Source organism: Roseateles sp., from assembly GCF_039595595.1.
Taxonomy (GTDB): Bacteria; Pseudomonadota; Gammaproteobacteria; order Burkholderiales; family Burkholderiaceae_C; genus Roseateles.
Genome location: NZ_JBCNLG010000009.1, coordinates 186207 through 208067, shown reverse-complemented (window position 1 = coordinate 208067; position 21861 = coordinate 186207). Strand labels below are relative to the sequence as shown.

The following is a 21861-nucleotide window of genomic DNA, read 5'->3' as shown; positions in this document are numbered from 1 at the left end:
CGGGCTCAGCTCATTTCAGCAGGCCGGCGTTCTCGGCCGCGGCCTTGATGCCCGCGTAGTTCTCGGGCCGGGTCGGCACGAACTTCGTCGCGCGCTGCAGCTCGAGGATCTCCTTGCCCTCCGGCGTCGACGGGCTCAGCTTCAGGAACGCGGCCTTGAGCTTGTCCTTCAGCGCGGCGGGCAGGTCGGCATGCACGCTCCAGTTGTAGTCGTAGTAGGCCGGCGTCGTGAAGAAGACCTTCACGTCGCTGGTGTCGACCTTCTTCTCGGCCACCAGCTTCTCCCACACGGAGATGTTCAGCGCGCCCGCGTCGACCTTGCCCGAGGCCACGGCCGCGACCGTCGCGTCGTGGGCGCCGGAGAAGGACACGCGCTTGAGGTCCGACTCGGGGTTGATCTTCGCGGCCAGCAGGAAGGAGCGCGGCATCAGGTGCCCCGAGGTCGACGAGGCCGAGCCGAAGCTGAGCGTGCGGCCCTTGAGGTCCTCGAGCTTGTGGATGCCGGACTTGGCATCGGTGATGAAGACGGAGCGGAATTTCTCGTCCTCCTCGCGCTGGACCAGCGGCACGATCTTCCCGCCCGAGCGGACGTTGGCCTGCACGAAGGTGAAGCCGCCGAACCAGGCCAGCTCGACCTTCCTGTTGACGACGGCCTCGACAGCGGCGGCGTAGTCGGTGACGGGCGTCCACTCGACCTTGACGCCCAGTTCCTTCTCCAGGTACTTGCCCAGCGGCGCGAATTTGCGCGCGAGCTCGGTCGGCGACTCGTCGGGAATGGCGGTCACGCGCAGGATCTGCGGCGCCGTCTGCGCCTGCGCGGCACCCGTGGCGCCCGCGGCGATCAGCGTGGCGGCGGCGATGCCCTGCAGCGCACGGCTGACATGGCGGAAGAGGCTGGACATCGGAAGGCTCCGGTGATGAGGAAAGGGCGGAAGGAAATGGGAGTCGAACCCACCCGACGGCGCGTGGCGCCATCCACCGGATTTGAAGTCCGGCCGATCCACCAGGATCGTTTTCCTTCCCGTGAACGTGGCCGGTTCATGCGGCTCGGGCGGCGTCGCCGTCCGCGTCGTCGATGAACAGGCGGCAGTCGGCCCGCAGCTTGTGCGCGTCCCCGACGCGCCGCAGCAGACCGACCTTGTCGAAGAACTCCAGGACCTGGATCGCGCGCTTGCGGCCCAGGCCGCTGCGATCGCGGAAGTCCGCGGCCCGGAGATCGCCCGCGGCGGCGGATTCTCGCGCGATCCGGGCCAAGGCCTGGACGGCCGGGGGCGCATAGTAGAGGTCCTTCACGACCTGGAACAGTTCGCCCCGCTGCGACAGCCGCGCCAGCGTGGTGCGCACCAGGGCCTCGGGCTCGCCGGACGCGCGCGCCAGGTCGCGCGCCCAGGCGCCCTCGAAGCCAGCCGTCAGCAGCGCCGGCAGCAGCGTCTGCGCCAGACGCTCGTCCAGCGCCGACAGCTGCGCCCCATGCGCCGGCAGATGCGCCGCCGCGCCGGTGATCTTGACCCGCCCCGCCGCGGCCATCCGCCGCACCAGCGCGCGCCACAGCGGCTCGGACATGCGCGGAGCGGCCAGGCGGCGCCAGCGCGCCAGGTCGGGGCCGAGCTCGTCCGGCCACTCCTGGTGGTAGCGCTGCAGGCGTTCCAGCGCGGTGTACTGCCATTGCGCCACGCGCGCCGCGCCCAGCGCCCAACCAGGGCCGTCCACGCCAGCCACCACGGCGATGGCCGCGCTCGTTTCCTTGGCACTGGCACTGGCACTGGCACTGGCGCCGGCATCGGCGAGGCCGCCTGCCGCCTCCACCAGCGCCGCGCGCCCGTGCATCGCCACGCCCTGCCCCGCCGCGAAACGCGCCAGATCGACGCCCATCGGCGCCCGGTCCAGCAGGCCGGCCAGCCGCAACGCTGGCGCCGGCGCCGTCAGCGCGGCCAGCTCGGCCAGGCGCTGCGCCGTGCGCCGGTAGCGCGCCGGTGCCTGCGGGTCCAGCACCGTGCCGCCCGCCAGCGCGCGCGTCGCCGACGCATCGCGCAGCACGACGCGGTCGCCGGCCCACGCGCCGATCCGGCGATGCAACACCAACTGGACGAAGGCCTCGGCGCCCGGCTCGATCGCGTCGAGGACGCCGCCGTCCGCCCCGCCCAGCACGGCGATCGACCCCGTCACCTGCTCCGCGCCGACATGCACATGCACCGCCGTGCCGCTGCGCAGCGCCTTGGCCTCCTCGGGCCACAGCCGCACGCGCGCATCGAGGCGCTCGGTCCACAGCGCGACATCCGGCGCGGCCAGCCATTGGCCGCGCTCGACCTCGTCCTTCTCCAGACCGGCCAGGCCGATGGCGACGCGTTGTCCCGCCGCCGCGCGCTCGGCGGCGGCGTTCTGCGCATGCAGGCTGCGCACGCGGCCGCGGCGCGGCGCCTGGCCGGGCGCGGGCGGCAACAGCAGCAACTCGTCGCCGATCGCGACCTCGCCCGCCTGCGCGGTGCCCGTGCAGACCGTGCCCACGCCAGCGAGGCTGAACACCCGATCGACCGCGAGCCGGAAGCCCTGCCCCGCCACCTCGCGCGGCGGCAGCGCGCGCGCCTGGGCGAGCAGGTGATCACGCAGCTCGCGCACACCCTCGCCCGACGTCGCGGCGACGTCGAAGACGGGCGCGCCTTCGAGCGGCGTGCCGGCGACCAGCGCGCGGATCTCCTCATGCCGTTGCGCACGCGTGAGCGCATCGGCGCGATCGCATTTCGTCAGCGCCACCGTGCCGCCCGCGATGCCCAGCAGCGACAGCAGCGCCAGATGCTCGCGCGTCTGCGGCATCACGCCGTCGTCGGCGGCGACCAGCAGAAGCGCGTGATCGATGCCGGTCGCGCCGGACAACATCGTGTGCACCAGCCGTTCATGGCCCGGCACGTCGACGAAGCCGATGCGCGCGGCGCGCTTACCGGCCGCGGCATCCGCCGCCGCGTCCAGATACGCATAGCCGAGCGCGATGCTGATGCCGCGCCGCTTCTCCTCGGGCAGGCGATCGGTGTCGACGCCGGTGAGCGCCTTCACCAGCGTCGTCTTGCCATGGTCGATGTGGCCGGCCGTTCCGACGATCACGCGAGCGCCTCCTTCAGCTGCGCGAGCTGCTCGATGAACTCGGCTTCCTCGCGCGTCTCGTCCAGGCAGCGCAGGTCCATCCAGAGCTCATCGGCCTGCACCCGCGCGATGACCGGCAGCGGCAGCGCGCGCAGCGCCGTCATCAGGTCGTCCAGCGCCCGCCCGAGCCCGCGCTTGCCGGGCAGGCGCGGCGTCAGCACCAGTCCCGCCGACGGCAGCGTCTCCACCGGCAGCGAGCCCGAGCCGATCTGCCCGCGCATCGCGCTGACCCGCACCGCGAAACGCGGCGCCACCGCGTCCTCGACCCGCGCTTGCACGCGCTCGGCCTGCGCCTGGATCTGCTCGACCGGCCGCGTCAGCAGCCGCAGCGTCGGCAGGTCGCGCGTCAATCGATCGGGTTGCAGGTACAGGCGCAGCGTCGCCTCCAGCGCCGCCAGCGGCAGCTTGGACAAACGCAGCGCCCGCTTCATCGGGAACTTGCGGATGCGCTGCACCAGGTCCTTGCGGCCGACGATCAGACCGGCCTGCGGCCCGCCGAGCAGCTTGTCGCCGCTGAAGGTCACGACATCGCAGCCATCGGCCAGCATCGCCTGCGGCAGCGGCTCGGCCGGCAGCCCCCATTGCGCCAGGTCCACCAGCGAGCCGCTGCCCAGGTCCGTCATCAGCGGCACGCCGGCGGCCCGGGCGATGGGCGCGAGCTCGGCCTCGCTCACCGCCGAGGTGAAGCCCTGGATCGCATAGTTGCTGGTATGGACCTTCAGCAGCAACGCGGTGTCCGGACCGATCGCGGATTGGTAGTCGCGCGCATGGGTGCGGTTGGTGGTGCCGACCTCGACCAGCTTCGCGCCCGCCGCCGCCATCACGTCGGGCATGCGGAAGGCGCCGCCGATCTCCACCAGCTCGCCGCGCGACACGATCGCCTCCTTGCCGCCGGCCAGCGCGGCAATGCCCAGCAGCACTGCGGCGGCGTTGTTGTTGACCACGGTCGCGGCCTGCGCCCCGGTGATCTCGCACAGCAGGTCCTCGACCAGGCTGTCGCGGTCGCCGCGCTCGCCGCGCGCGAGGTCGAATTCCAGGTTGTTGGGCGAGACCATGCAGGCCAGCACCTGCTTGAGCGCCTCGTCGGCGAGCAGCGCGCGGCCCAGGTTGGTGTGCAGCACGGTGCCGGTCAGGTTGATCACGCGGCGCATGCGCGGCGCCAGGCGCTCGGCGCAGCGGCGGTCGAGTTCGGCCGGCAGGCGCTGCAGCTCCCAGGCGGCGAGCGCGCCGTCGAGCGCGCGCTGCCGCCATTCCTCCAGCAGCCGGCGCGCCTGCGCCGCGACAAAGGCGTGGCCATGCCGCGCCATCAGATGCGTGACCGCCGCGTCGCGCAGCAGCCGGTCGACGGAGGGCAGATCCTTCGGGGCAGCGGGAACCGGTGGAGAGACCGGGGAGCCTGCCGTCGGACCATGAACCATGGATGCCTCGGGCTTCATGCTCAGCGTCCTCCGGGATCGGGCGGAGACGCGGCGACGCCGCCGGGCGGCCCGCTGTCGCGCGCGGCCTCGGGCTCACCCAGGACCAGCAGCGGATTGAAGCCCTGCCGCACCAGGCCCAGTTCGCCGACCAGCAGGTCCAGCGTCAGCGTGGCCAGGTCGTCGGCCAGCGGCTCGACCTGCAGGTCCTTCTCCATATGGACCTGCTTGAGATAGTGGCCGCAGCTTTCGCAGCACTCGGCCGCGACCGCCTCGGCCTTCTTCCCGCCGGCATCGACCAGATGCTGGAAGCTGATGCCCTTGGTGCCCTGGCAGTGCGTGCACTTGATGCGCACGTAATGCCATTGGGCGCCGCACAGCGAGCAGGCCAGGAAGCGCTGGCCCGACTGCTCCGCCGCGACGCGCGTGATCGAGGCCACCGGCCGCGAGCCGCAGCAGGGGCACACCGTCGGGTCGTCGATCATGCCGAAAGGCGGCAGGTTCTCGCCTTGGTCGCTGCGGTCGTAGCGCAGCTGCAGCTGCGTCACCAGCCGCGTCCAGTGGACCTGCAGCGCGGCGGCGATCAGCGGCGCCGCCGCCGGATCCAGGCCCGGCGCCCCGCCGGCGAGCAAGGCGCCGGCCTGCTGCTCGAGCCAGGCGTCCTCCGCCCCGCCAAGCTGCGCCACCAGCGCCTGCGCGGGCTCCGGAATCGAACTCCGGCCGATCGCGTCCAGCAGCGCGCGCAGCTCCTCGCGCCAGACCGCCTCGCGCGGATGGCGCAGCGCGTCCACCGGCGGCAGCCCGCCGACCATCGCGCTGGCGACCGCCGTCTCATCGGGCAGCTTCAACGCGCGCGGCTGCTTCAGCAACTCATGCTGCGCCTGCGCCAGTGCGGCGGCGAACAGCAGGTAGTCCCGCATCGCATGGCCATCGGCGAGCTGCCGCAGCCGCAGCGCCCGCTCGGCGAAGAGGCCGGGCTCCGGCAGACGCACCGGCGCGGCGCGCGGGCCGGCGTTGACCGCGATCTCCTCCGGGCTCATCACCCGGACCGGATGGACGGGGGGCTCGGCGCCCGCGGAGGCGGTGCCGGTGCTGGAGGGGCTCGACGTCATGCGGGGGGACGCTCCTTCGCTTCCTTGTGCCACAGCGGGTGATGGTGCGCGGCCCAGGTGTCGGTGACTGTGCCACGGGTCATCGCCCGGAACGAGCCCTTGACCCAGATCGCGGCGTAGACATGGATGATGATCGTCAGGATCAGGATCGCCGCCGCCGCCGCGTGCAGCACGACCGCGACGCGCCGCATCACGATGTTGCCGTCGGGGAACCAGGCATGCCAGAACATGAAGCCGGTCACCAGCAGGATCAGCAGCGACACCACCATGATCCAGAACACGATCTTCTGCCCGGCGTTGTACTTGTGCGCCGGCTGCGTGCCCGCCTTGTGGCCGCCGAAGATCATGTCGCCGCTCTGGCGCATCCATTGCCGGTCGGCATCGGTCCAGAGGTTGTCCCGCCACATCTGCGCCGCCAGGAAGACGAAGGCCAGCACCATGCCCAGGCCCATGTAGGGATGCAGGATGCGCGTCCAGGGCCCGCCGCCGAACAGGTGGCTCAGGAAGAACAGGCTGGGGTGGAAGAAGGCCAGGCCCGAGAGTCCGGCGCACAGGAACAGCAGCACGACGAGCCAGTGGTTGAGCCGCTGACCGTCGCGATAGCGTTGCAGCAACATGTCGATCTCCCGGTGCGATCAGAGGCCGCCGCCCGCGGGCGGCACGGACGCATCGCGCGGCGGCTCGCCATGCCTGGCGCGCTCGTAGGCCAGTTCCTCCTCGGGATCCGGCTCGTCATGCGCGGTCTTCTGCGGCCCGACCTTCATGTAGTGGAAGAAGCCCGCGACCGCCGCGCCGATCATCGCCGCCACCGCCAGCGGCTTGGCCGCGCCCTTCCACAGCGAGACCAGCGGGCTGATGTGAGGATCCTTGGGCAGGCCGTGATAGAGCTCGGGCTGGTCGGCGTGCTGCAGCACGTACATCACGTGGGTGCCGCCCACCCCTTGCGGGTCATAGACGCCAGCATTCTGGAAGCCGCGCTCCTTCAGGTCGACGATGCGCTCGGCGGCGAACTCGTGCATGTCCTCCTTCGAGCCGAAGCGGATCGCGCCGGTCGGGCAGGCCTTCACGCAGGCCGGCTCCAGCCCCACGCCGACGCGGTCCGAGCACAGGCTGCACTTGTAGGCCTTGTGGTCGGCCTTGCTGATGCGCGGCACGTCGAAGGGACAGCCCGTCACGCAGTTGCCGCAGCCGATGCAGTGCTCGGAGATGAAGTCGACGATGCCGTTCTCGTACTTGACGATCGCGCCCGGCGCCGGGCAGCTCTTCAGGCAGCCAGGGTCGGCGCAGTGCATGCAGCCGTCCTTGCGGATCAGCCATTCGAGCTTGTTCTCGACGACCTCCACCTCGGAGAAGCGCATCACCGTCCACGACTGCGGCGTCAGGTCGCGCGGGTTGTCGTAGGTGCCGTGGGTCTCGCCGACTTCGTCGCGCAGGTCGTTCCACTGCATGCAGGCGACCTGGCAGGCTTTGCAGCCGATGCACGACGAGACGTCGATCAGCTTGGCCACCTCCTCCACATGCCGACGCGCGTCCGGACTGGGCAGGGTGGTGGCGGAGCGCTTGGCGATGTCCAGGGATTGCAATGAAGACATGACGCGCTCCTCAGGTCAGCCACCGGGCCGCCTCAGGGCGGACCCGCGCCCCCTCGGGGGGCCGTGAACGAAGGTGAACGTGGGGGCTCATGGTCAAGCCTTCTCGATGTTGACGGTGAAGCTCTTGAACTCCGGCGTCTGGGTGTTCGCATCCCCCACGAAGGGGGTCAGCGTGTTCACCAGATAACCGGGCTTGGCCACGCCGACGAAGCCCCAGTGATTGGGCAGACCCACCGTGTGGACCCGCTTGCCGCCGACATCCAGCGACGCCACGCGCTTGGTCACCACCGCCACCGCCTTGATGTAGCCGCGGTTGGAACTGACCTTCACCTGATCGCCATTGGCGATGCCCTTCTCCTTCGCGAGTTCCTCCCCGATCTCCACGAACTGCTGCGGCTGGATCACGGCGCTGGTGCGCACGTTCTTGGTCCAGTAGTGGAAGTGCTCGGTGAGCCGGTAGCTCGTGGCCACGTAAGGGAACTTGTCCGGCTTGCCGAATTGCTCCCGATCGCCCTTGAAGACCCGGCCGGCGGGGTTGTTCATCGCCTTGGGGTTGTTCGGGTGCAGCGGGTTGGCCGTCAGCGGCGACTCGAAGGGCTCGTAGTGCTCCGGCAGCGGGCCGTCCACCATGCCGCTGGGCGCGAACAGCCGCGCCACGCCTTCGGCGGTCATGATGAAGGGCCGCACCGCGTCCTCGTCGTTCGGATTGGCGTCCGGACGGATGTCCGGCACGTCCGAGCCGCCCCACTTGTCGGTGAAACTCACCAGGCGCCGCTTCGGATTCCAGGGCTTGCCGGTCGGATCGCAGGAGGCCGCGTTGTAGAGCACGCGCCGGTTGGCCGGCCAGGCCCAGGCCCAGTTCAGCGTCTGGCCGATGCCCCACGGGTCGCTGTTGTCGCGCCGCGCCATCTGGTTGCCCGCCTGCGTCCAGGCGCCGGCATAGATCCAGCAGCCGCTGGCGGTGCTGCCGTCGTCGCGCAGCAGACCAAAGCCCGAGAGCTGCTCGCCCGCCTTGGCCAGCACCTTCGTCGCATCCTTCGGATCGGTGACGTCGGCCAGCGCCTTGCCGTTGTATTCCATCGCCAGTTCCTCGGCCGAGGGGCTGTTCGGAATCTTGTACGGCCAGCTCAGGTTGACGATCGGATCCGGGAAGGCGCCGCCATCCTTCTGATACGCGGCGCGCAGGCGCAGGAAGATCTCCGCGATGATCTCGGCGTCGCCCTTGGCCTCGCCCGGCGGCTCGGCGCCCTTCCAGTGCCACTGCAGCCAGCGGCCCGAGTTGGTCAGCGAGCCCTCCTCCTCCGCGAAGCAGGTGCTCGGGAAGCGGAACACCACCGTCTGGATCTCCTCGCTCTTCACGTCGTTGTGCTCGCCGTAGTTCTTCCAGAACTCGGCGGTCTCGGTGTTGAGCGGGTCGATGATCGCGAGAAACTTCAGCTTCGACAGGCTCTCCACCACCTTTTTCTTGTTGGGGAAGCTGCCCACCGGGTTGAAGCCCTGGCAGATGTAGCCGTTGACCTTGCCCTGATGCATCAGCTCGAAGGCCTGCAGCACGTCATAGCCCTTGTCCCACTTGGGCAGATAGTGGAAGGCCCAGTCGTTCTCCTTGGTCGCGGCCTTGCCCCACCACGACTTCTGCTGGCTGACGAAGAACTTCGGATAGTTCTGCCAGAAGCTCATCTGGTTGGGACGCAGCGGCTTGAGCGCCTTGGTCTTGTAGTAGGTCTCGAGGTCCTGCTCCGAGTCCTTGGGCAGCGTCATGTAGCCGGTCAGCGAGGTCGACAGCAGCCCCAGGTCAGTCAGACCCTGGATGTTGCTGTGGCCGCGCAGCGCGTTCATGCCGCCGCCAGGCTGCCCGATGTTGCCCAGCAGCAGCTGCATCAGCGCGCCGGTGCGGATGATCTGCGAGCCCTGGCTGTGCTGCGTCCAGCCCAGCGCATACATCACCGTCATCACCTTGCCCGGGACCGAGGTCGCGGCGATCTGCTTGCAGATCTCCAGGAACCTGTCCTTGGGCGTGCCGCAGATCTCGCTGACCTTCTCCGGCGTGTAGCGCGAAAAATGCTGCTTCATGACGTTGAGCACGCAGCGCGGGTGCTGCATCGTCATGTCCACCTTCGCGAAGCCCTTCTCGTCCATCTCATAGGCCCAGGACGCGTTGTTGTACGCGCGCTTGGCCTCGTCGTAGCCCGAAAACAAACCATCCTCGAACTTGTAGCCCTCATTGATGAGGAAGGGCGCGTTCGTGTAATGGCGGACGTATTCCTTCTGGATCTTGTCGTTGCTCAGCAGGTAGTTGATGACACCACCCAGGAACGCGATGTCAGACCCCGCGCGAATCGGCGCGTAGTAATCGCTCATCGCCGCCGACCGCGTGAAGCGCGGATCGACCACGATCAGCCGGGCCTTGTTGTGATGCTTGGCCTCGATCACCCACTTGAAACCGCAAGGATGCGCCTCGGCAGCATTGCCACCCATGATCAGCACGAGATCGGCGTTCTTGATGTCCACCCAATGGTTGGTCATCGCGCCGCGGCCGAACGTCGGGGCCAGACTGGCCACCGTCGGTCCGTGTCAGACGCGCGCCTGGTTGTCGAACGCCAGCATCCCCGTCGAACGCATCGCCTTGTGGGTGATGTAGCCCGACTCATTCGAAGACGCGGAAGCGCAGATCATGCCGGTCGAGAGCCAGCGGTTCACCGTCTTGCCGTCACCATTCTTCGCAATGAAGTTGGCATCACGGTCCGCCTTGAGCAGCTTGACGAAACGATCCATCGCCTCGTCCCAGCTCACTCGCCTCCACGCCTTGGCACCCGCCTCACGGATCTCCGGATACTTCAACCGGTTGGGGCTGTGCACGAAATCCAGCAGACCCGCCCCCTTCGGACACAAGGTGCCACGATTCACCGGATGATCCGGATCACCCTCGATATGCACAATGTCGGCAGTGACGTTCTTCGCCTTGTCGCCCAGCGCATACATGATGATCCCGCAACCCACCGAGCAGTAGGGACAGGTGTTGCGGGTCTCCGTCGCCCGGGCAAGCTTGAACTGGCGCGTCTCAGCCAGAGCCGCAGTCGGAGAGAACCCCAACGCGACAAGGCTCGAGCCCATCACGGCCGCCCCGCTCACCCGGAAGAAATGCCTCCGGTTCATGTCCATCTTGTGCCCTCCTGGGTTCGGCGCCGTTGCCGACCTGGGTGAAACGCACGACCGTCACGCGGCCCGTCTCGGCATTTCGGCACAAAGCCAGCACTTTGTCCAATCAGGAGTCACCCTCTCATCACGCGATGGAACGGTGGGCGCACGGCAGCGTTCAGGCGCAGAGCAGCGCGATGAGCCCCGCGAGCGGGTGCCCCTCTGCGCTCACAGTCTTCCCTTCGGTCAGGGTTCGCTTCGAGGGGCACCCGCTCGCGGGGCTCTCGTTGCAGCGCAGCACGGCAACGGCCCTTGAGAGGCGGACGGGGCGGTCAGGTGTTCTTGGAGACGGTGATCGTCGGGAACTTCGACGAGTAGTCCTTCGCTTGGCCGGCAAGCTTCACCGCGACCTTGCGAGCGATCTGCTTGTAGGCCTGCGCGTGCGGGCCGTCCGGTTCGGCAACGACCGTGGGCTTGCCACTGTCGGCCTGCTCACGGATCGACAGCGCCAGCGGCAACGAGCCCAGCAATTCCTGCCCATACTGGTCCGCCATGCGTTGGCCTCCACCACTGCCGAAAATGTGCTCGGCATGACCACAGTTGCCGCAGATATGGATGGCCATGTTCTCGACAATGCCCAGGATCGGCACGCCGACCTTCTCGAACATCTTCAGACCCTTCTTCGCATCGATCAGCGCGATGTCCTGCGGCGTCGTCACGATCACCGATCCGCTCACCGGCACCCGCTGCGACAACGTCAACTGGATGTCGCCCGTGCCCGGCGGCATGTCGATGACCAGATAGTCCAGATCGCGCCAGCGCGTCTGGCGAAGCAATTGCTCCAGCGCCTGCGTCGCCATCGGGCCCCGCCACACCATGGCCTGGTCATCCTCGACCAGGAAACCGATCGACATCAGCTGCAGCCCGTACGAGACCAGCGGCTCCATCGTCTGGCCATCGGTGCTCTCCGGCCGGCCGTGGACGCCCAGCATCAGCGGAATGCTGGGGCCATAGATGTCGGCATCGAGCAGCCCCACCGTGGCCCCCTCGGCCGACAAGGCCAGCGCCAGGTTGGCCGCCGTCGTGCTCTTGCCGACGCCCCCTTTTCCTGACGCGACCGCGATGATGTTCTTCACGCCAGGCAGCAACTGGACACCGCGTTGCACCGCGTGCGCAACGATCTTCGAGACGATGCCGACGCTGACATTGGCAACGCCCGGCACCGTCCGCGCCGCCGCGACCAGCGCCGCCCGCAACGCATCGATCTGGCTCGCGGCCGGGTAACCCACTTCGACCTCGAAACTGACCGCATCACCATCCAGCTTCAGATGGCGCAATTGCTTCGTCGAGACGAAATCGCGCCCCGTATTCGGATCGACGACCTGTTGCAGGGCCTGGAGCAGTTGGACTTCTGAGATCTGGGACATGTGGAAAACGGCGAAGCAGGCCGTGACGGCCCGGGAGTCGAAAAAAGGAGGGCCGCGGCAGATCACCGCGCGGCAGCGTCACGCTCGGAGCGGACATTTCGCCGGGCAGTCTAGCCCAGCCTGAAAAGTCGCCAAGCGGCGGGGCGAACGGCCACAAGACGCGTCTCCTTGACCAAATAAGGCACGTCACCCACTCGGATGGGTCAGCAATCCGAGCGAATCAACCGATTGAGGCCATAGCGTTGCAGGCGAGGCCGCACCGAGCATGCTCGCCCATGAAACTCAAGATCTGCGCGGCTCTCTTGCGATTGATGAGCCCTGTCGCCAGCGGCCTTCATCGTCTTTGGACTCACCGTTCGCCGTCGCTCAAGGCCTGGACCAGCCGCGCGCACACGCCGCAATCCCGGCGGCCGGTCCCGCGCATCATCTGGAGTTACTGGCATTCGGCGGATCTGCCGCCGGTCGTCGCGGCCTGCGCCGCCAACTGGCGGCGACACGCCCCGGGCTACACGGTCCACGTGCTGCATCGCGACACGGCACCCGCTGCGCTCGGCAATCGGCCGCTGCCACTGGCCTTCGATACGTGGCCCGCCTATCGGCAGGCGGATTGGCTGCGGGTGGCGCTGATCGGCCAACACGGCGGGCTGTGGCTGGACGCCAGCCTGTTCCTCACGCGCTCGCCAGAATGGCTGTTGGCGCTGGCCACGCGAAAGCGGGGATTCGCCGGCTTCCACCTGCGCGGCGGAGATCCGCTAGCCGGCGCAGCCGGCGCTTGGCCCTATCTGGAGAACTGGTGCTTCGCGGCGCCACCGCAGGATCCGTTCATCCTCGCCTGGGAAGCCGAATTGCGCTGGGCCATGGCGCTCGGCGAAACAACGTATCTGGATCGCCTCGGCGACGCGCGCCATGAACTGCTGGCCGGCATCGACGCGCCCCACTACCTCATCATGCATGTGGCCGCCCGCGTCGTGCTTCGGCGCGACGGTCCATTCAATCTCCATCTGCTGCCGGCGGAGGATTCAGCCTACTTCTACCAATCGCGCACCGGTTGGCGCCGTTGGCGCTTGATGCTGGCCCTGCTGGGATGGGGGCGCCGCGAGGACACGCCGCTGGTGAAGCTCCGCGGCCCTGAGCGAAAGCGTCTGGGCATGCAGTGCGCGCATGAAGGTCCGCTCCCGCTAAGCTTGGTCGCGACCGAATTGCCAGAACTCGCGACCCGGCCACAAGCTTGAATTCGTCGCCTGCCCCGCGATTCCATCCGTCAGAATGAAAAAAGGCTGCAGCGTCTGCTGCAGCCTTTTCGTTCGCGACCTGATTCGATACTGGCGTATTCGATATCAGCGCGTATTTTGGTGGGCCCTGTAGGATTCGAACCTACGACCAACGGATTAAGAGTCCGCTGCTCTACCAACTGAGCTAAGAGCCCGAAATTCTTTTCGTTTCGCGTCACTCGTTTCGCGTCACCCATCGGTGAATCTCGCGAAGCCGAGATTATGTCAGATATTCAGTCCTCTCAGAACCGATTCCCCTCTGACATCGTTCCATCATCCGTGAATCGCACGCCTGTGGCGAGTTTTTCACTGCGACGATCGGATCAGGATCGGTTGGTGGGCCCTGTAGGATTCGAACCTACGACCAACGGATTAAGAGTCCGCTGCTCTACCAACTGAGCTAAGAGCCCCCGAGAAATACCATCTGAAGCAAATGGTGGGTCGTGCAGGATTCGAACCTGCGACCAACGGATTAAAAGTCCGCTGCTCTACCGACTGAGCTAACGACCCGAAGCCGTGCTTCAAGCAGTGAAGGCCGGGATGCCCCGACCTCCGCTACTGCGCTTTGAGGTTGTTTGCCCCTCAGCAGAGCCACAGATTATAGGACGGATTTTTGCGCTCGCGCAAGTGCCTTCAAATATCTCTTCACCAGTTCCGCCGCCGCGACCATGCCGAAGCCCGCCGTGACCGCGACGCTCGAGCCATAGCCGTGGCAATTGAGGTTGCCATCGAGGTCACAGGCCTGGACGCCCTCGGGCCGCGTCACCGGCTCGCGTGAGAAGACGCAGGTCACCCCCATCTCGCCCTGCCGCGGCGCCGCGTGGAACTTGCGCAGCCGCTGCCGCAGATTGGCGAGCAGCGGATCGTGCGTCGTCGCGGAGAGATCCAGGATCTCGACGTCCTGCGGCCGGTGCTTGCCCCCCGCGGCGCCGATGCAGATCTGCGGCAGCTGGAGCGCCCTCGCCCAAGCCGCGATCTGCGCCTTGGCACGCACCTGGTCGCAGGCGTCGACGATGCCGTCCACCTGCACGTCGCCCAGCAGCGCCGGCCAATTGGTGTCGTCGACGAAGTCTTCGATGGTGAGGACCTCGCAGCCGGGATGGATGTCGGCGATGCGCTGCTTGAGCGCTTGCGCCTTGGCCATGCCGAGCGTGCTGCCCAGCGCCTGCACCTGGCGGTTGATGTTGGATTCGGCGACATGATCGAGATCGATCAGCACCAGCCGCGCCACGCCCATGCGCGCGAGCGCCTCCACCACCCAGGAGCCCACGCCGCCGAGTCCGACGACGCAGAAGCGTGCCGCGCGCAGCCGCGCGTAGTCGCGCTCACCATGCAGACGGCGCAAGCCGCCGAAACGGCGCTCCGCGTCCGCTTCGAGGTCAAGGGGGCCGTGCCCGGAGTCCTGGGTCAAGGTGGTTGCGCGCCATCAGGCGCGCCTCGCGAGAAAGTGAACCCGCCAGACCGCGCTCAGCGCAGGCCGGCCTGTCGTTCCTTGGCGGCCTTCGCGGCCTCGGTGCCGGGATAGGCCTTCTGCAGATCGTCCAGCGTCTTGCGCGCGCTCTTCGTGTCCTTGAGCTCGATCTGGCAGTTCGCGATCGCCAGCAGGCTCTCGGCCGCGCGCGGGTGCTCCGGGTTGGCGGCGACAAAGGACTTGAAGGTCGCGATCGCGCCCTTGTAATCGCGCTTGCCGTACTGCGCGTTGCCCAGCCAGAAGCGGACCGAATCGGAATAACCGCTCGCCGGGAAACGCGTCAGGAAGGTCGAGAAGGCGGAGACTGCCTCATTGAAATCGCCGCGGCGGATCAGGCCCATGGCCGCGTCGAACTGACGCTTCTCTTCCGGATCGGCCTGGAATTCCTTGCCGTCCAGCGACACCTTCTGCGGCTCCAGCGGGCGCAGCCGGTTGTCGAGGGTGGCCGACTGGTCCGACACCTTGCGCTGGGTGTCGGACAGATCGCGCGCCAGCTGCTCGTTCTGGCCGCGCAGCTTGGCCAGTTCGGACTTCAGCCCGTCGATCTGTCCGGACAGGTCCAGCAGACCGCGCCGTGCGGTCTCGAGCTGGGCCTGCAGGTCCGCGACACGGGCACGCTGCGCCTCCTCGTTCTGAGCCATCTTGGCGCGCAGGTCGAGGATCGCCTTGCGCGCCTCGTCGTCGTCGAACAGCGCCGCCCGCGCGGGGCCAGCGGCGCTCAGCGCCAGCAGCACGCCCAGCATCGTGGCCTTGACCACGGCGCCCGGCGCGAAGGGGATGGAACGGGAGAGTCGCAGCATGCTCATGTCACCGGATTACTTGTCGCGCAGTTCGACGCGACGGTTCTTGGCCCAGGCTTCTTCGTTGTGGCCCGTGTCGGCCGGGCGCTCCTTGCCGAAGCTCACCGGCTCGACCTGGTTCGAGGACACGCCCAGCAGCGTCAGCGACTTGGCGACGGCTTCGGCGCGCTTCTGGCCCAGGGCCAGGTTGTACTCGCGGCCGCCGCGCTCGTCGGCGTGGCCTTCCAGGCTCAGTTGCAGCGTCTTCTTGTTGTTCAGACGCTTGGCGTGGTTCTCGATCAGGCTGCGGTACTCGTCCTTGACGACGAAGCTGTCGAAGTCGAAGTACACGATGCGCTGGTTGGACACGGCGGCGTCCAGCTGCGCGCCCAGGTCGACGGTCTCGACCTTGCGCTGCGCGTTGGCGTTCGGGTCGACCTGCGGCGCCTGTTCGGTCTTGACCGGTTCCTTGGTCTCGACCTGCGCGGGCTCGTCAAGCTTGGTGGAGCTGCAAGCGGACAGGGCGGCCGCGGCCACCAGGCCAAGCATCAGTTTTTCGAATTTCATGGACATTCGCTCCTATGGGTCAAAGCGTGCGGGGGAGTACGGGCAGGACGTCGCGGCCGGACAGCGCCGCTGGTGAAGCCGCGGGAAACAGCGATTGTGAAGCATCGGCTAACACATTCGCGGGGCCAGCCGCCACCCGCGAACGAGCGCTCGACGCGTCACGCTCACGCTTCGCACAGGACGGGCGAAGCGCGACGCCAACGTAGGCAAACCGTGTGCCCGGCGTTGCGAAAGGCGGAGGTGTCTCGAGCCGGTGCACGCCGGATCAGGTGCCGAACGGGCCCCAGGCGGGCTCGCGGATGTCGGAGACGCCCGGCGTGGCGAGCTTGGCCTTGACCTTGCCGTCCAGCGTCGTCGTCATCAGCACGTCCCGGCCGCCGGAACGGGTCGCGTAGACGATCAGCTTGCCGTTGGGGGCGAAGCTGGGGCGCTCGTCGTCGCTGGTGTCGGTGATCTGCTGGACCTGCCCGCTGCCCAGGTCCATCACGCACAGCTTGAAGGTGCCGCCGCCGATGCGGGTCACGTAGGCCATCGTGCGGCCGTCCGGGCTGATGGACGGGCTGATGTTGTAGTTGCCGTTGAAGGTCACGCGCTCCGCGTTGCCGCCCGAGGCCGGCATGCGGTAGATCTGCGGCGCGCCGCCGCGGTCGCTGACGAAGTAGATCTGCGCGCCATCGGGCGAGAAGCGCGCCTCGGTGTCGATCGCCGAGCTCTGCGTCAGACGCTTGGCGCCCGAGCCGTCACGATTGATCAGATACAGCTGCGAGCCGCCCTCGCGCGACAGCGTGACCACCAGTTGCTGGCCATTCGGCGAGAACGACGGTGCGCTGTTGGTGCCGCGGAAGTCCGCGACCTTGCGCCGCTTGCCGCTGCGCAAGTCCTGGATCCAGACGACCGCCTTGCGGGTCTCGAAGCTGACGTAGGCCACTTCGTTGCCATCGGGCGACCAGGCCGGCGAGATGATCGCCTCCGGACTGTTGAGCACGGTCTGCTCGCCCTCGCCGTCCGCGTCGGCCACGCGCAGCGAATAGCGCGGGCCGGCCTTGTTCACGTAGACGAGCCGCGTCGCGAAAACGCCGCGCTCGCCAGTGAGCTTCTGGTAGATCGTGTCGGCGATCTTGTGCGCCGCCAGACGCAGGTCGGCCGGGACCACCGGCACGCTCTCGCTGCCCAGGTCGGTGCCCTTGACCACGTCCCAGAGCCGGTAGCGAACGTCGAAGCGGCCGTCCGCCAGCCGCGCCGCGGAGCCAGCCGCCAGCGCATCGGCGGCGCGGGCGCGCCAGTCGGCGAACTGAGGTTGCGAGGTCTCGGACATCCCGGACTGGCCCGGCACGAGGCTGAACTGGCCGCTGCGCTCGAGGTCGGCGCGGATGATGGCCGCGAGCGGCTGGCCGGTGGCCGATTCATTGGCGAAATCGCTGATCGCGATCGGCACGCGCGTCGCGCCGACACCGGCGATCTCGACCCGGAACTGCGCGAAGGATGGCAGCGTCAACCCGGCAGCCAGACCGCCGAGCAGTCCGCGGCGCGTCAGCGCGCCATTGCCTTGAGGAGGAAGAGCGGAGGGGGAGGCAATCGTCTTGGTGCTCATCGGCTTGCGGAACGAATGGAGGCCTGATTGTGCCCGAGGCCCGTGAGGATGTTACGAATCGGCGAGGTTACAAAGGGCAAGGCGGCTGGCAAACGGCGCGCCACCCTGATGCGAGTCGGCGCGCCACCTGAATCAGTCAGCGGAGCCGGCGGCATCCACGAGTTCGGGCCATGGTCGCGCCTGCGCTGGATTCCCAGAATGCCTGCTTCGCCCGCGAAGGTCTCGGGGGCTGGAAGGACACCGATGGCTGACTCCCAATCGCGGCTGCGCGACCGGCTCCGGCCCTGGCTGATCGCGATCCTGTGGCTGCTGTTCGCGGCCCTCTTCAGGGCGGCGCTGGCCGCGACGCCCCCAAACCCCGAGACGGTACCGGAGACGCCCTTCGTGGCCCTGGTGACCCCCTTCAGCGCCGGCAGCGGCCCGGACCAGGTGGCCCGCGCGATGGCCGCGGTGTGGACGCAGCGATCGGGCGAGCCGGTCGTGGTCCGGAACCTGCCCGACCGCCAGGGCTACGTCGCGGCCCGCCAGGTGGTCATGGCGGCGCCTGACGGGCGCACGCTGCTCCTCACGTCGAGCCCATTGCTGGAGCGCCCGCCCCGCCTTCCAGACGACCCCTTCGCCCCGCCCACCGCATCGGCGTCGGACTTCACGCCGCTGGCGCGCGTCGGCCTGCACCCCTTCGTCACGGTCTTCCCACCCGGCATGTTCGGCGATTGGCTGGCGCCTTTGAAGTCCCCGCTGACCTCGCCCGCCGCGCTGCGCGCGCTCGCCGCCCCCCCAGCCCGCCGGGTCGAGCCGATGTTCCCGCAATCGCTCACGTCGCTCGACAACCCGCCCGATGCAGAGGACTTCAAGGACCTGGTGGCGCGTGACGTCCCGACCTGGAACGCGCTGCTCGCGCCGCCGCGTCTGCCGCCGGCACTCGCCGCGCGCTTGCGCGAGGAATGGCGCCAGGTGATCGACGATCCTCGCGTGCGGATCGCCTTGGCGCAGACCGGCACGGAACTGTGGGAAATCATTCCCAAGGAGGCCCCATGAGCGGCATCGCCTTCAAGCACTTGGTCGCGGCGTCCGCGCATTTCCACCGGCTGGTCCGCGTCCATGTGGTGACCGATGACGGCCTGGCCCACGCGCAGACGCAGATCCTCGGCGCGGCGCGGCTGGCGGGCCTGCTGATGTTCCGCAGCTTCCGCGTCGACACGGGCTCGCTCCCGCCAGGCATGCGCGTGGCGTCCTCGGAGGCGCTGATTCACGGCCGCCGGCTGCGCGAGGTGCTGCTGGCCACGCTGCATCAGCTCGGTCATCGCGTCGCGATGGAAGACCTCGATGAGCGCAGCCGCGTGGCCGAGATCTCCCGGCTCTCCTTCGTCGAGGTGCATGAACGGCTGACGCCCCGTGCGCTGTCCTACCTGGAGCTGTCGCCGATGGGCATGCGGGACGCCGCGACCGCGGCGGCCACCGCCGCGGCCGGACTGATCCACGACCATGCGCCGGCGGTGTGCGTGCGTCAGGCCGCGGCGCTGGCTTGCGGTGGGTTCGAGGAAGGTGTGACAACGGTGCCCTGGCCCTTCGCGTACGACCTGGATGCGGCGCGCAGGCTGCTCGCCAGCCTGCGCCTCAACCTCGCCTGAGCAGGCCAGCCACCTGCCGCCGCGCCACGGCGCGGCGCCCGTCACATCAGCACGATGTCGTAATGCTCGGTCTGGTTGGTGGGCTCGGCGGTCAGCGAGATCGGCTTGCCGATGAAGTCCGAAAGCCCCGCCAGATGCTGGCTCTCCTCGTCGAGCAGCATTTCCACGACATTGGCCGCGGCCACGACGCGGAACTCCTTGGGATTGAACTGCCGGGATTCGCGCAGGATCTCCCGCATGATCTCGTAGCAGATGCTGCGCGCGGTCTTGACCTGGCCGCGCGCCTCGCAAGTCGGGCACGGCTCGCAGAGCATGCGGGCCAGCGACTCGCGCGTGCGCTTGCGCGTCAGCTCGACCAGCCCCAATTGCGTGAAGCCGCCGATCGTCACCTTCGTGCGATCGCGGTTCAACTGCTTGCGGAACTCCTGCAGGACCGCGGTCTTGTGCTCCTCGCGCGTCATGTCGATGAAGTCGACGATGATGATCCCGCCCAGGTTGCGCAGCCGCAGCTGACGCGCGATCGCGCCGGCCGCCTCGAGATTGGTCTTGAAGATCGTGTCGTCGAAGTTGCGCGCGCCGACGAAGCCGCCGGTGTTGACGTCGATCGTCGTCATCGCCTCGGTCTGATCGATGATCAGATACCCCCCGGACTTCAGGTCCACCCGCCGCGCCAGCGCGCGGGCGATCTCGGCATCGATGTTGTGCAGGTCGAAGATCGGACGCTCGCCACGGTACAGCTCCAGCTTGGCGGTCGCGGCCGGCATGTAGGTCTCGCCGAAGCGGCGCACGACGTCGTGCTGCAGCGCCGAATCGATCCGGATCGAGTTCGTGCGCTCGCTGGCCAGGTCGCGCAGCACGCGCTCGACCAGGCTCAGGTCCTGGTACAGCAGGCTCCCGGGCGGCAGTTTCAGCGATTTGTCGCGGATGGACGCCCAGGTCTTGCGCAGGTAGGCGATGTCGGCGCCGAGCTCCTCATCGCTCGCTTCTTCCGCGTTGGTCCGCAGGATGAAGCCGCCGGTGTTGCCGTCTTGCACGCCGGCCGACACCAGCGTCTGCATGCGCGCACGCAGCGCGTCGCGGGCTTCGGGCGAACCGATCTTCTGCGAGATCCCGATGTGGTTGTCCTGCGGCAGGTGCACCAGCAGCCGGCCGGCGATCGAGATCTGCGTCGACAGCCGCGCGCCCTTGGTCCCGATCGGGTCCTTGATGACCTGCACGGTCAAGGCCTGCCCCTCGTAGACCAGGCGTTCGATCGGGACCGCCTGGCCGCTCTCGCCATGCGGCCCGTGGTGGCCACGCGGATTCACGCCGTTCAGGTGCAGGTCCGCGACGTGCAGGAAGGCCGCGCGTTCCAGGCCGATGTCGATGAAGGCGGACTGCATGCCCGGCAGCACCCGGGCCACCTTGCCGAGATAGACGTTGCCGACGAGGCCGCGTTCCAGCGTGCGCTCGATGTGCAGTTCCTGCACGGCTCCGTTCTCGACCACGGCCACGCGCGTCTCCTGCGGCGACCAGTTGATCAGGATGTCTTCCATGTTCTTGTGCTCCAGCGCTCTCGTCAGCCTCGGGGCTGGCGGCAACGCTCGAGTCGCCTTCGGGATCGCCTTGTGTCTGTCTATCCTTGCTGGCCTCAGACCACGAAGCCGGCCTCCCGCAGCAACTGCGCCGTTTCGAACAACGGCAGGCCCATGATGCCCGAATAACTGCCGGCGATGTGCTCGATCCAGGCGGCGGCCTGACTTTGTATCGCATAGGCGCCGGCCTTGCCCATGGGTTCCCCCGAGGCCACGTAGGCATCGAGCCGGGCTTGGCCGATCTCCGCGAAGCGCACCTGCGACACGTTGACCGCGCTCAGCACGCGGCCATCCGGCAGGCCGACGGCGACCGCGGTGAGCACGCGATGCTCGCGTCCCGACAGGCTGGCCAGCATGGCCGCCGCATGCGCGGCGTCGCCGGGTTTGCCGAGGATGCGGTCCCCCAGCGCGACCGTGGTGTCCAAGCACAGCACCGGCGCGGGCGACAGGCCTCTTCGCTCGCGACGCTGCAGTGCGGCATGAAGTTTCGCCGCGGTCACCCGCCGCACGTAGTCGTCGGGCGATTCGCCGTCGATCAGCGCTTCGAGCGCCTCGGCGTCCTCGTCGGCGCCCGGCAGCAGCAGTTCATGGCGGATGCCGATCTGCTCGAGCAGTTGACGGCGGCGCGGGCTCTGCGAGGCGAGATAGACGAAGGCGAAAGGGGCGGTGGTGTCGGACATGGGCGATTCACTCGCGGTGGTACGGATGCCCTTCCATCACGGACCAGGCGCGGTAGAGGCCTTCAGCCAGCAGCACGCGAACGAACGCGTGCGGCAGCGTCAGGTCGGAGAGACGCAGCTTCTCGTCGGCACGCGATTTGATGCTGTCGTCCAGGCCGTCGGGGCCGCCGATGAAGATCGCGACATCGCGGCCGTCGCCGCGCCAGGTCTCGAGCCGCTGCGCAAGCTGCCTGCTCGTGACTCGCTCTCCGCGCTCGTCGAGCACCACGCGCCGCGCCCCCTTCGGGCAGGCGGCATCGAGGCGCTGAGCCTCGGCCGCCATCAACTGCTCCGTCGACTTGCCGGTGGTGCGCGGTTCCGCCTTCACCGCCTTCAACTCCAGCCGCATCTCCGGCGGGAAGCGCTTGGCGAAATCCTCATAGGCCTCATCGGCCCAGGCCGGCATCTTCTGGCCGACCGCGCACAGCACCAGCCGCACG

At 68.3% G+C, this 21861-nt stretch carries 18 protein-coding genes and 4 tRNA genes; 3 read left to right on the top strand and 19 right to left on the bottom strand.

Annotated features, from left to right (window positions below):
• Window positions 1-10: 10 nt before the first annotated feature.
• The 9 genes from ABDW61_RS13840 to apbC form a co-directional block, all read right to left on the bottom strand.
• Window positions 11-901, bottom strand: a complete 891-nt coding sequence (locus ABDW61_RS13840) for a putative selenate ABC transporter substrate-binding protein (protein ID WP_343639410.1) — start codon at window positions 899-901, stop codon at window positions 11-13.
• A 27-nt stretch (window positions 902-928) separates the two neighbouring features.
• Window positions 929-1021 (bottom strand) — tRNA-Sec (locus tag ABDW61_RS13835).
• 16 nt (window positions 1022-1037) lie between these two features.
• On the bottom strand, window positions 1038-3095 hold the full coding sequence (gene selB, locus ABDW61_RS13830; RefSeq protein ID WP_343639408.1) for a selenocysteine-specific translation elongation factor: 2058 nt from the start codon (window positions 3093-3095) through the stop codon (window positions 1038-1040).
• Window positions 3092-4552, bottom strand: a complete 1461-nt coding sequence (gene selA / locus ABDW61_RS13825) for an L-seryl-tRNA(Sec) selenium transferase (protein WP_343639432.1) — start codon at window positions 4550-4552, stop codon at window positions 3092-3094. Before selA ends, selB begins: the two co-directional genes overlap by 4 nt.
• Window positions 4553-4572: 20 nt before the next feature.
• Window positions 4573-5661, bottom strand: a complete 1089-nt coding sequence (fdhE, locus tag ABDW61_RS13820; protein ID WP_343639406.1) for a formate dehydrogenase accessory protein FdhE — start codon at window positions 5659-5661, stop codon at window positions 4573-4575.
• The gene (locus ABDW61_RS13815; protein WP_343639404.1) at window positions 5658-6278 is read right to left on the bottom strand and encodes a formate dehydrogenase subunit gamma; all 621 of its coding nucleotides are present in this window, start codon (window positions 6276-6278) and stop codon (window positions 5658-5660) included. Before ABDW61_RS13815 ends, fdhE begins: the two co-directional genes overlap by 4 nt.
• A gap of 18 nt (window positions 6279-6296) precedes the next feature.
• Window positions 6297-7253: a formate dehydrogenase subunit beta gene (gene fdxH / locus ABDW61_RS13810; protein ID WP_343639403.1), complete on the bottom strand. Its 957-nt coding sequence runs from the start codon at window positions 7251-7253 to the stop codon at window positions 6297-6299.
• 93 nt (window positions 7254-7346) lie between these two features.
• Window positions 7347-10415: a formate dehydrogenase-N subunit alpha gene (gene fdnG, locus ABDW61_RS13805; RefSeq protein WP_343639402.1), complete on the bottom strand. Its 3069-nt coding sequence runs from the start codon at window positions 10413-10415 to the stop codon at window positions 7347-7349.
• 308 nt (window positions 10416-10723) lie between these two features.
• On the bottom strand, window positions 10724-11818 hold the full coding sequence (gene apbC, locus ABDW61_RS13800) for an iron-sulfur cluster carrier protein ApbC (RefSeq protein ID WP_343639430.1): 1095 nt from the start codon (window positions 11816-11818) through the stop codon (window positions 10724-10726).
• Window positions 11819-12093: 275 nt separating this feature from the next.
• Between apbC and ABDW61_RS13795 the strand changes: the two genes are divergently transcribed.
• Window positions 12094-13050 carry a capsular polysaccharide synthesis protein gene (locus ABDW61_RS13795; protein ID WP_343639401.1) on the top strand — a complete coding sequence of 319 codons (957 nt, stop codon included), beginning with the start codon at window positions 12094-12096 and terminating at the stop codon, window positions 13048-13050.
• 118 nt (window positions 13051-13168) lie between these two features.
• On the opposite strand, the gene ABDW61_RS13790 is transcribed toward ABDW61_RS13795, so the two are convergent.
• From ABDW61_RS13790 to tolB, 7 genes are all read right to left on the bottom strand, one after another.
• Window positions 13169-13244: transfer RNA gene (locus ABDW61_RS13790), tRNA-Lys, on the bottom strand.
• 179 nt (window positions 13245-13423) lie between these two features.
• Window positions 13424-13499: transfer RNA gene (locus tag ABDW61_RS13785), tRNA-Lys, on the bottom strand.
• 24 nt (window positions 13500-13523) lie between these two features.
• Window positions 13524-13599, bottom strand: a tRNA-Lys gene (locus tag ABDW61_RS13780).
• Between the two features lie 88 nt (window positions 13600-13687).
• On the bottom strand, window positions 13688-14500 hold the full coding sequence (locus ABDW61_RS13775) for a tRNA threonylcarbamoyladenosine dehydratase (RefSeq protein ID WP_343639399.1): 813 nt from the start codon (window positions 14498-14500) through the stop codon (window positions 13688-13690).
• A gap of 56 nt (window positions 14501-14556) precedes the next feature.
• On the bottom strand, window positions 14557-15366 hold the full coding sequence (gene ybgF / locus ABDW61_RS13770; protein ID WP_343639398.1) for a tol-pal system protein YbgF: 810 nt from the start codon (window positions 15364-15366) through the stop codon (window positions 14557-14559).
• 9 nt (window positions 15367-15375) lie between these two features.
• Window positions 15376-15906, bottom strand: coding sequence for a peptidoglycan-associated lipoprotein Pal (gene pal, locus ABDW61_RS13765; protein WP_343639396.1), 531 nt, complete (start codon window positions 15904-15906; stop codon window positions 15376-15378).
• A 265-nt stretch (window positions 15907-16171) separates the two neighbouring features.
• Window positions 16172-17497: a Tol-Pal system beta propeller repeat protein TolB gene (tolB, locus tag ABDW61_RS13760; protein WP_343639394.1), complete on the bottom strand. Its 1326-nt coding sequence runs from the start codon at window positions 17495-17497 to the stop codon at window positions 16172-16174.
• Window positions 17498-17740: 243 nt separating this feature from the next.
• Between tolB and ABDW61_RS13755 the strand changes: the two genes are divergently transcribed.
• Both ABDW61_RS13755 and ABDW61_RS13750 read left to right on the top strand, forming a co-directional pair.
• Complete coding sequence (locus ABDW61_RS13755) at window positions 17741-18535, top strand: tripartite tricarboxylate transporter substrate-binding protein (protein WP_343639392.1); 795 nt, start codon at window positions 17741-17743, stop codon at window positions 18533-18535.
• Entirely contained in the window at window positions 18532-19128 is a 597-nt protein-coding gene (locus ABDW61_RS13750) for a hypothetical protein (protein ID WP_343639390.1), read from the top strand. The genes ABDW61_RS13755 and ABDW61_RS13750 overlap by 4 nt, the downstream gene beginning before the upstream one ends.
• Window positions 19129-19169: 41 nt before the next feature.
• Here the strand turns inward: ABDW61_RS13750 and rng are convergent, their stop codons facing one another.
• The 3 genes from rng to rlmH all read right to left on the bottom strand — a co-directional run bounded on the left by rng (window position 19170) and on the right by rlmH (window position 21860).
• Entirely contained in the window at window positions 19170-20663 is a 1494-nt protein-coding gene (rng, locus tag ABDW61_RS13745) for a ribonuclease G (protein ID WP_343639388.1), read from the bottom strand.
• A 95-nt stretch (window positions 20664-20758) separates the two neighbouring features.
• Window positions 20759-21382: a nucleoside triphosphate pyrophosphatase gene (locus ABDW61_RS13740; protein WP_343639386.1), complete on the bottom strand. Its 624-nt coding sequence runs from the start codon at window positions 21380-21382 to the stop codon at window positions 20759-20761.
• Window positions 21383-21389: 7 nt separating this feature from the next.
• Window positions 21390-21860: a 23S rRNA (pseudouridine(1915)-N(3))-methyltransferase RlmH gene (gene rlmH, locus ABDW61_RS13735; protein WP_343639384.1), complete on the bottom strand. Its 471-nt coding sequence runs from the start codon at window positions 21858-21860 to the stop codon at window positions 21390-21392.
• Window position 21861: the final 1 nt, after the last annotated feature.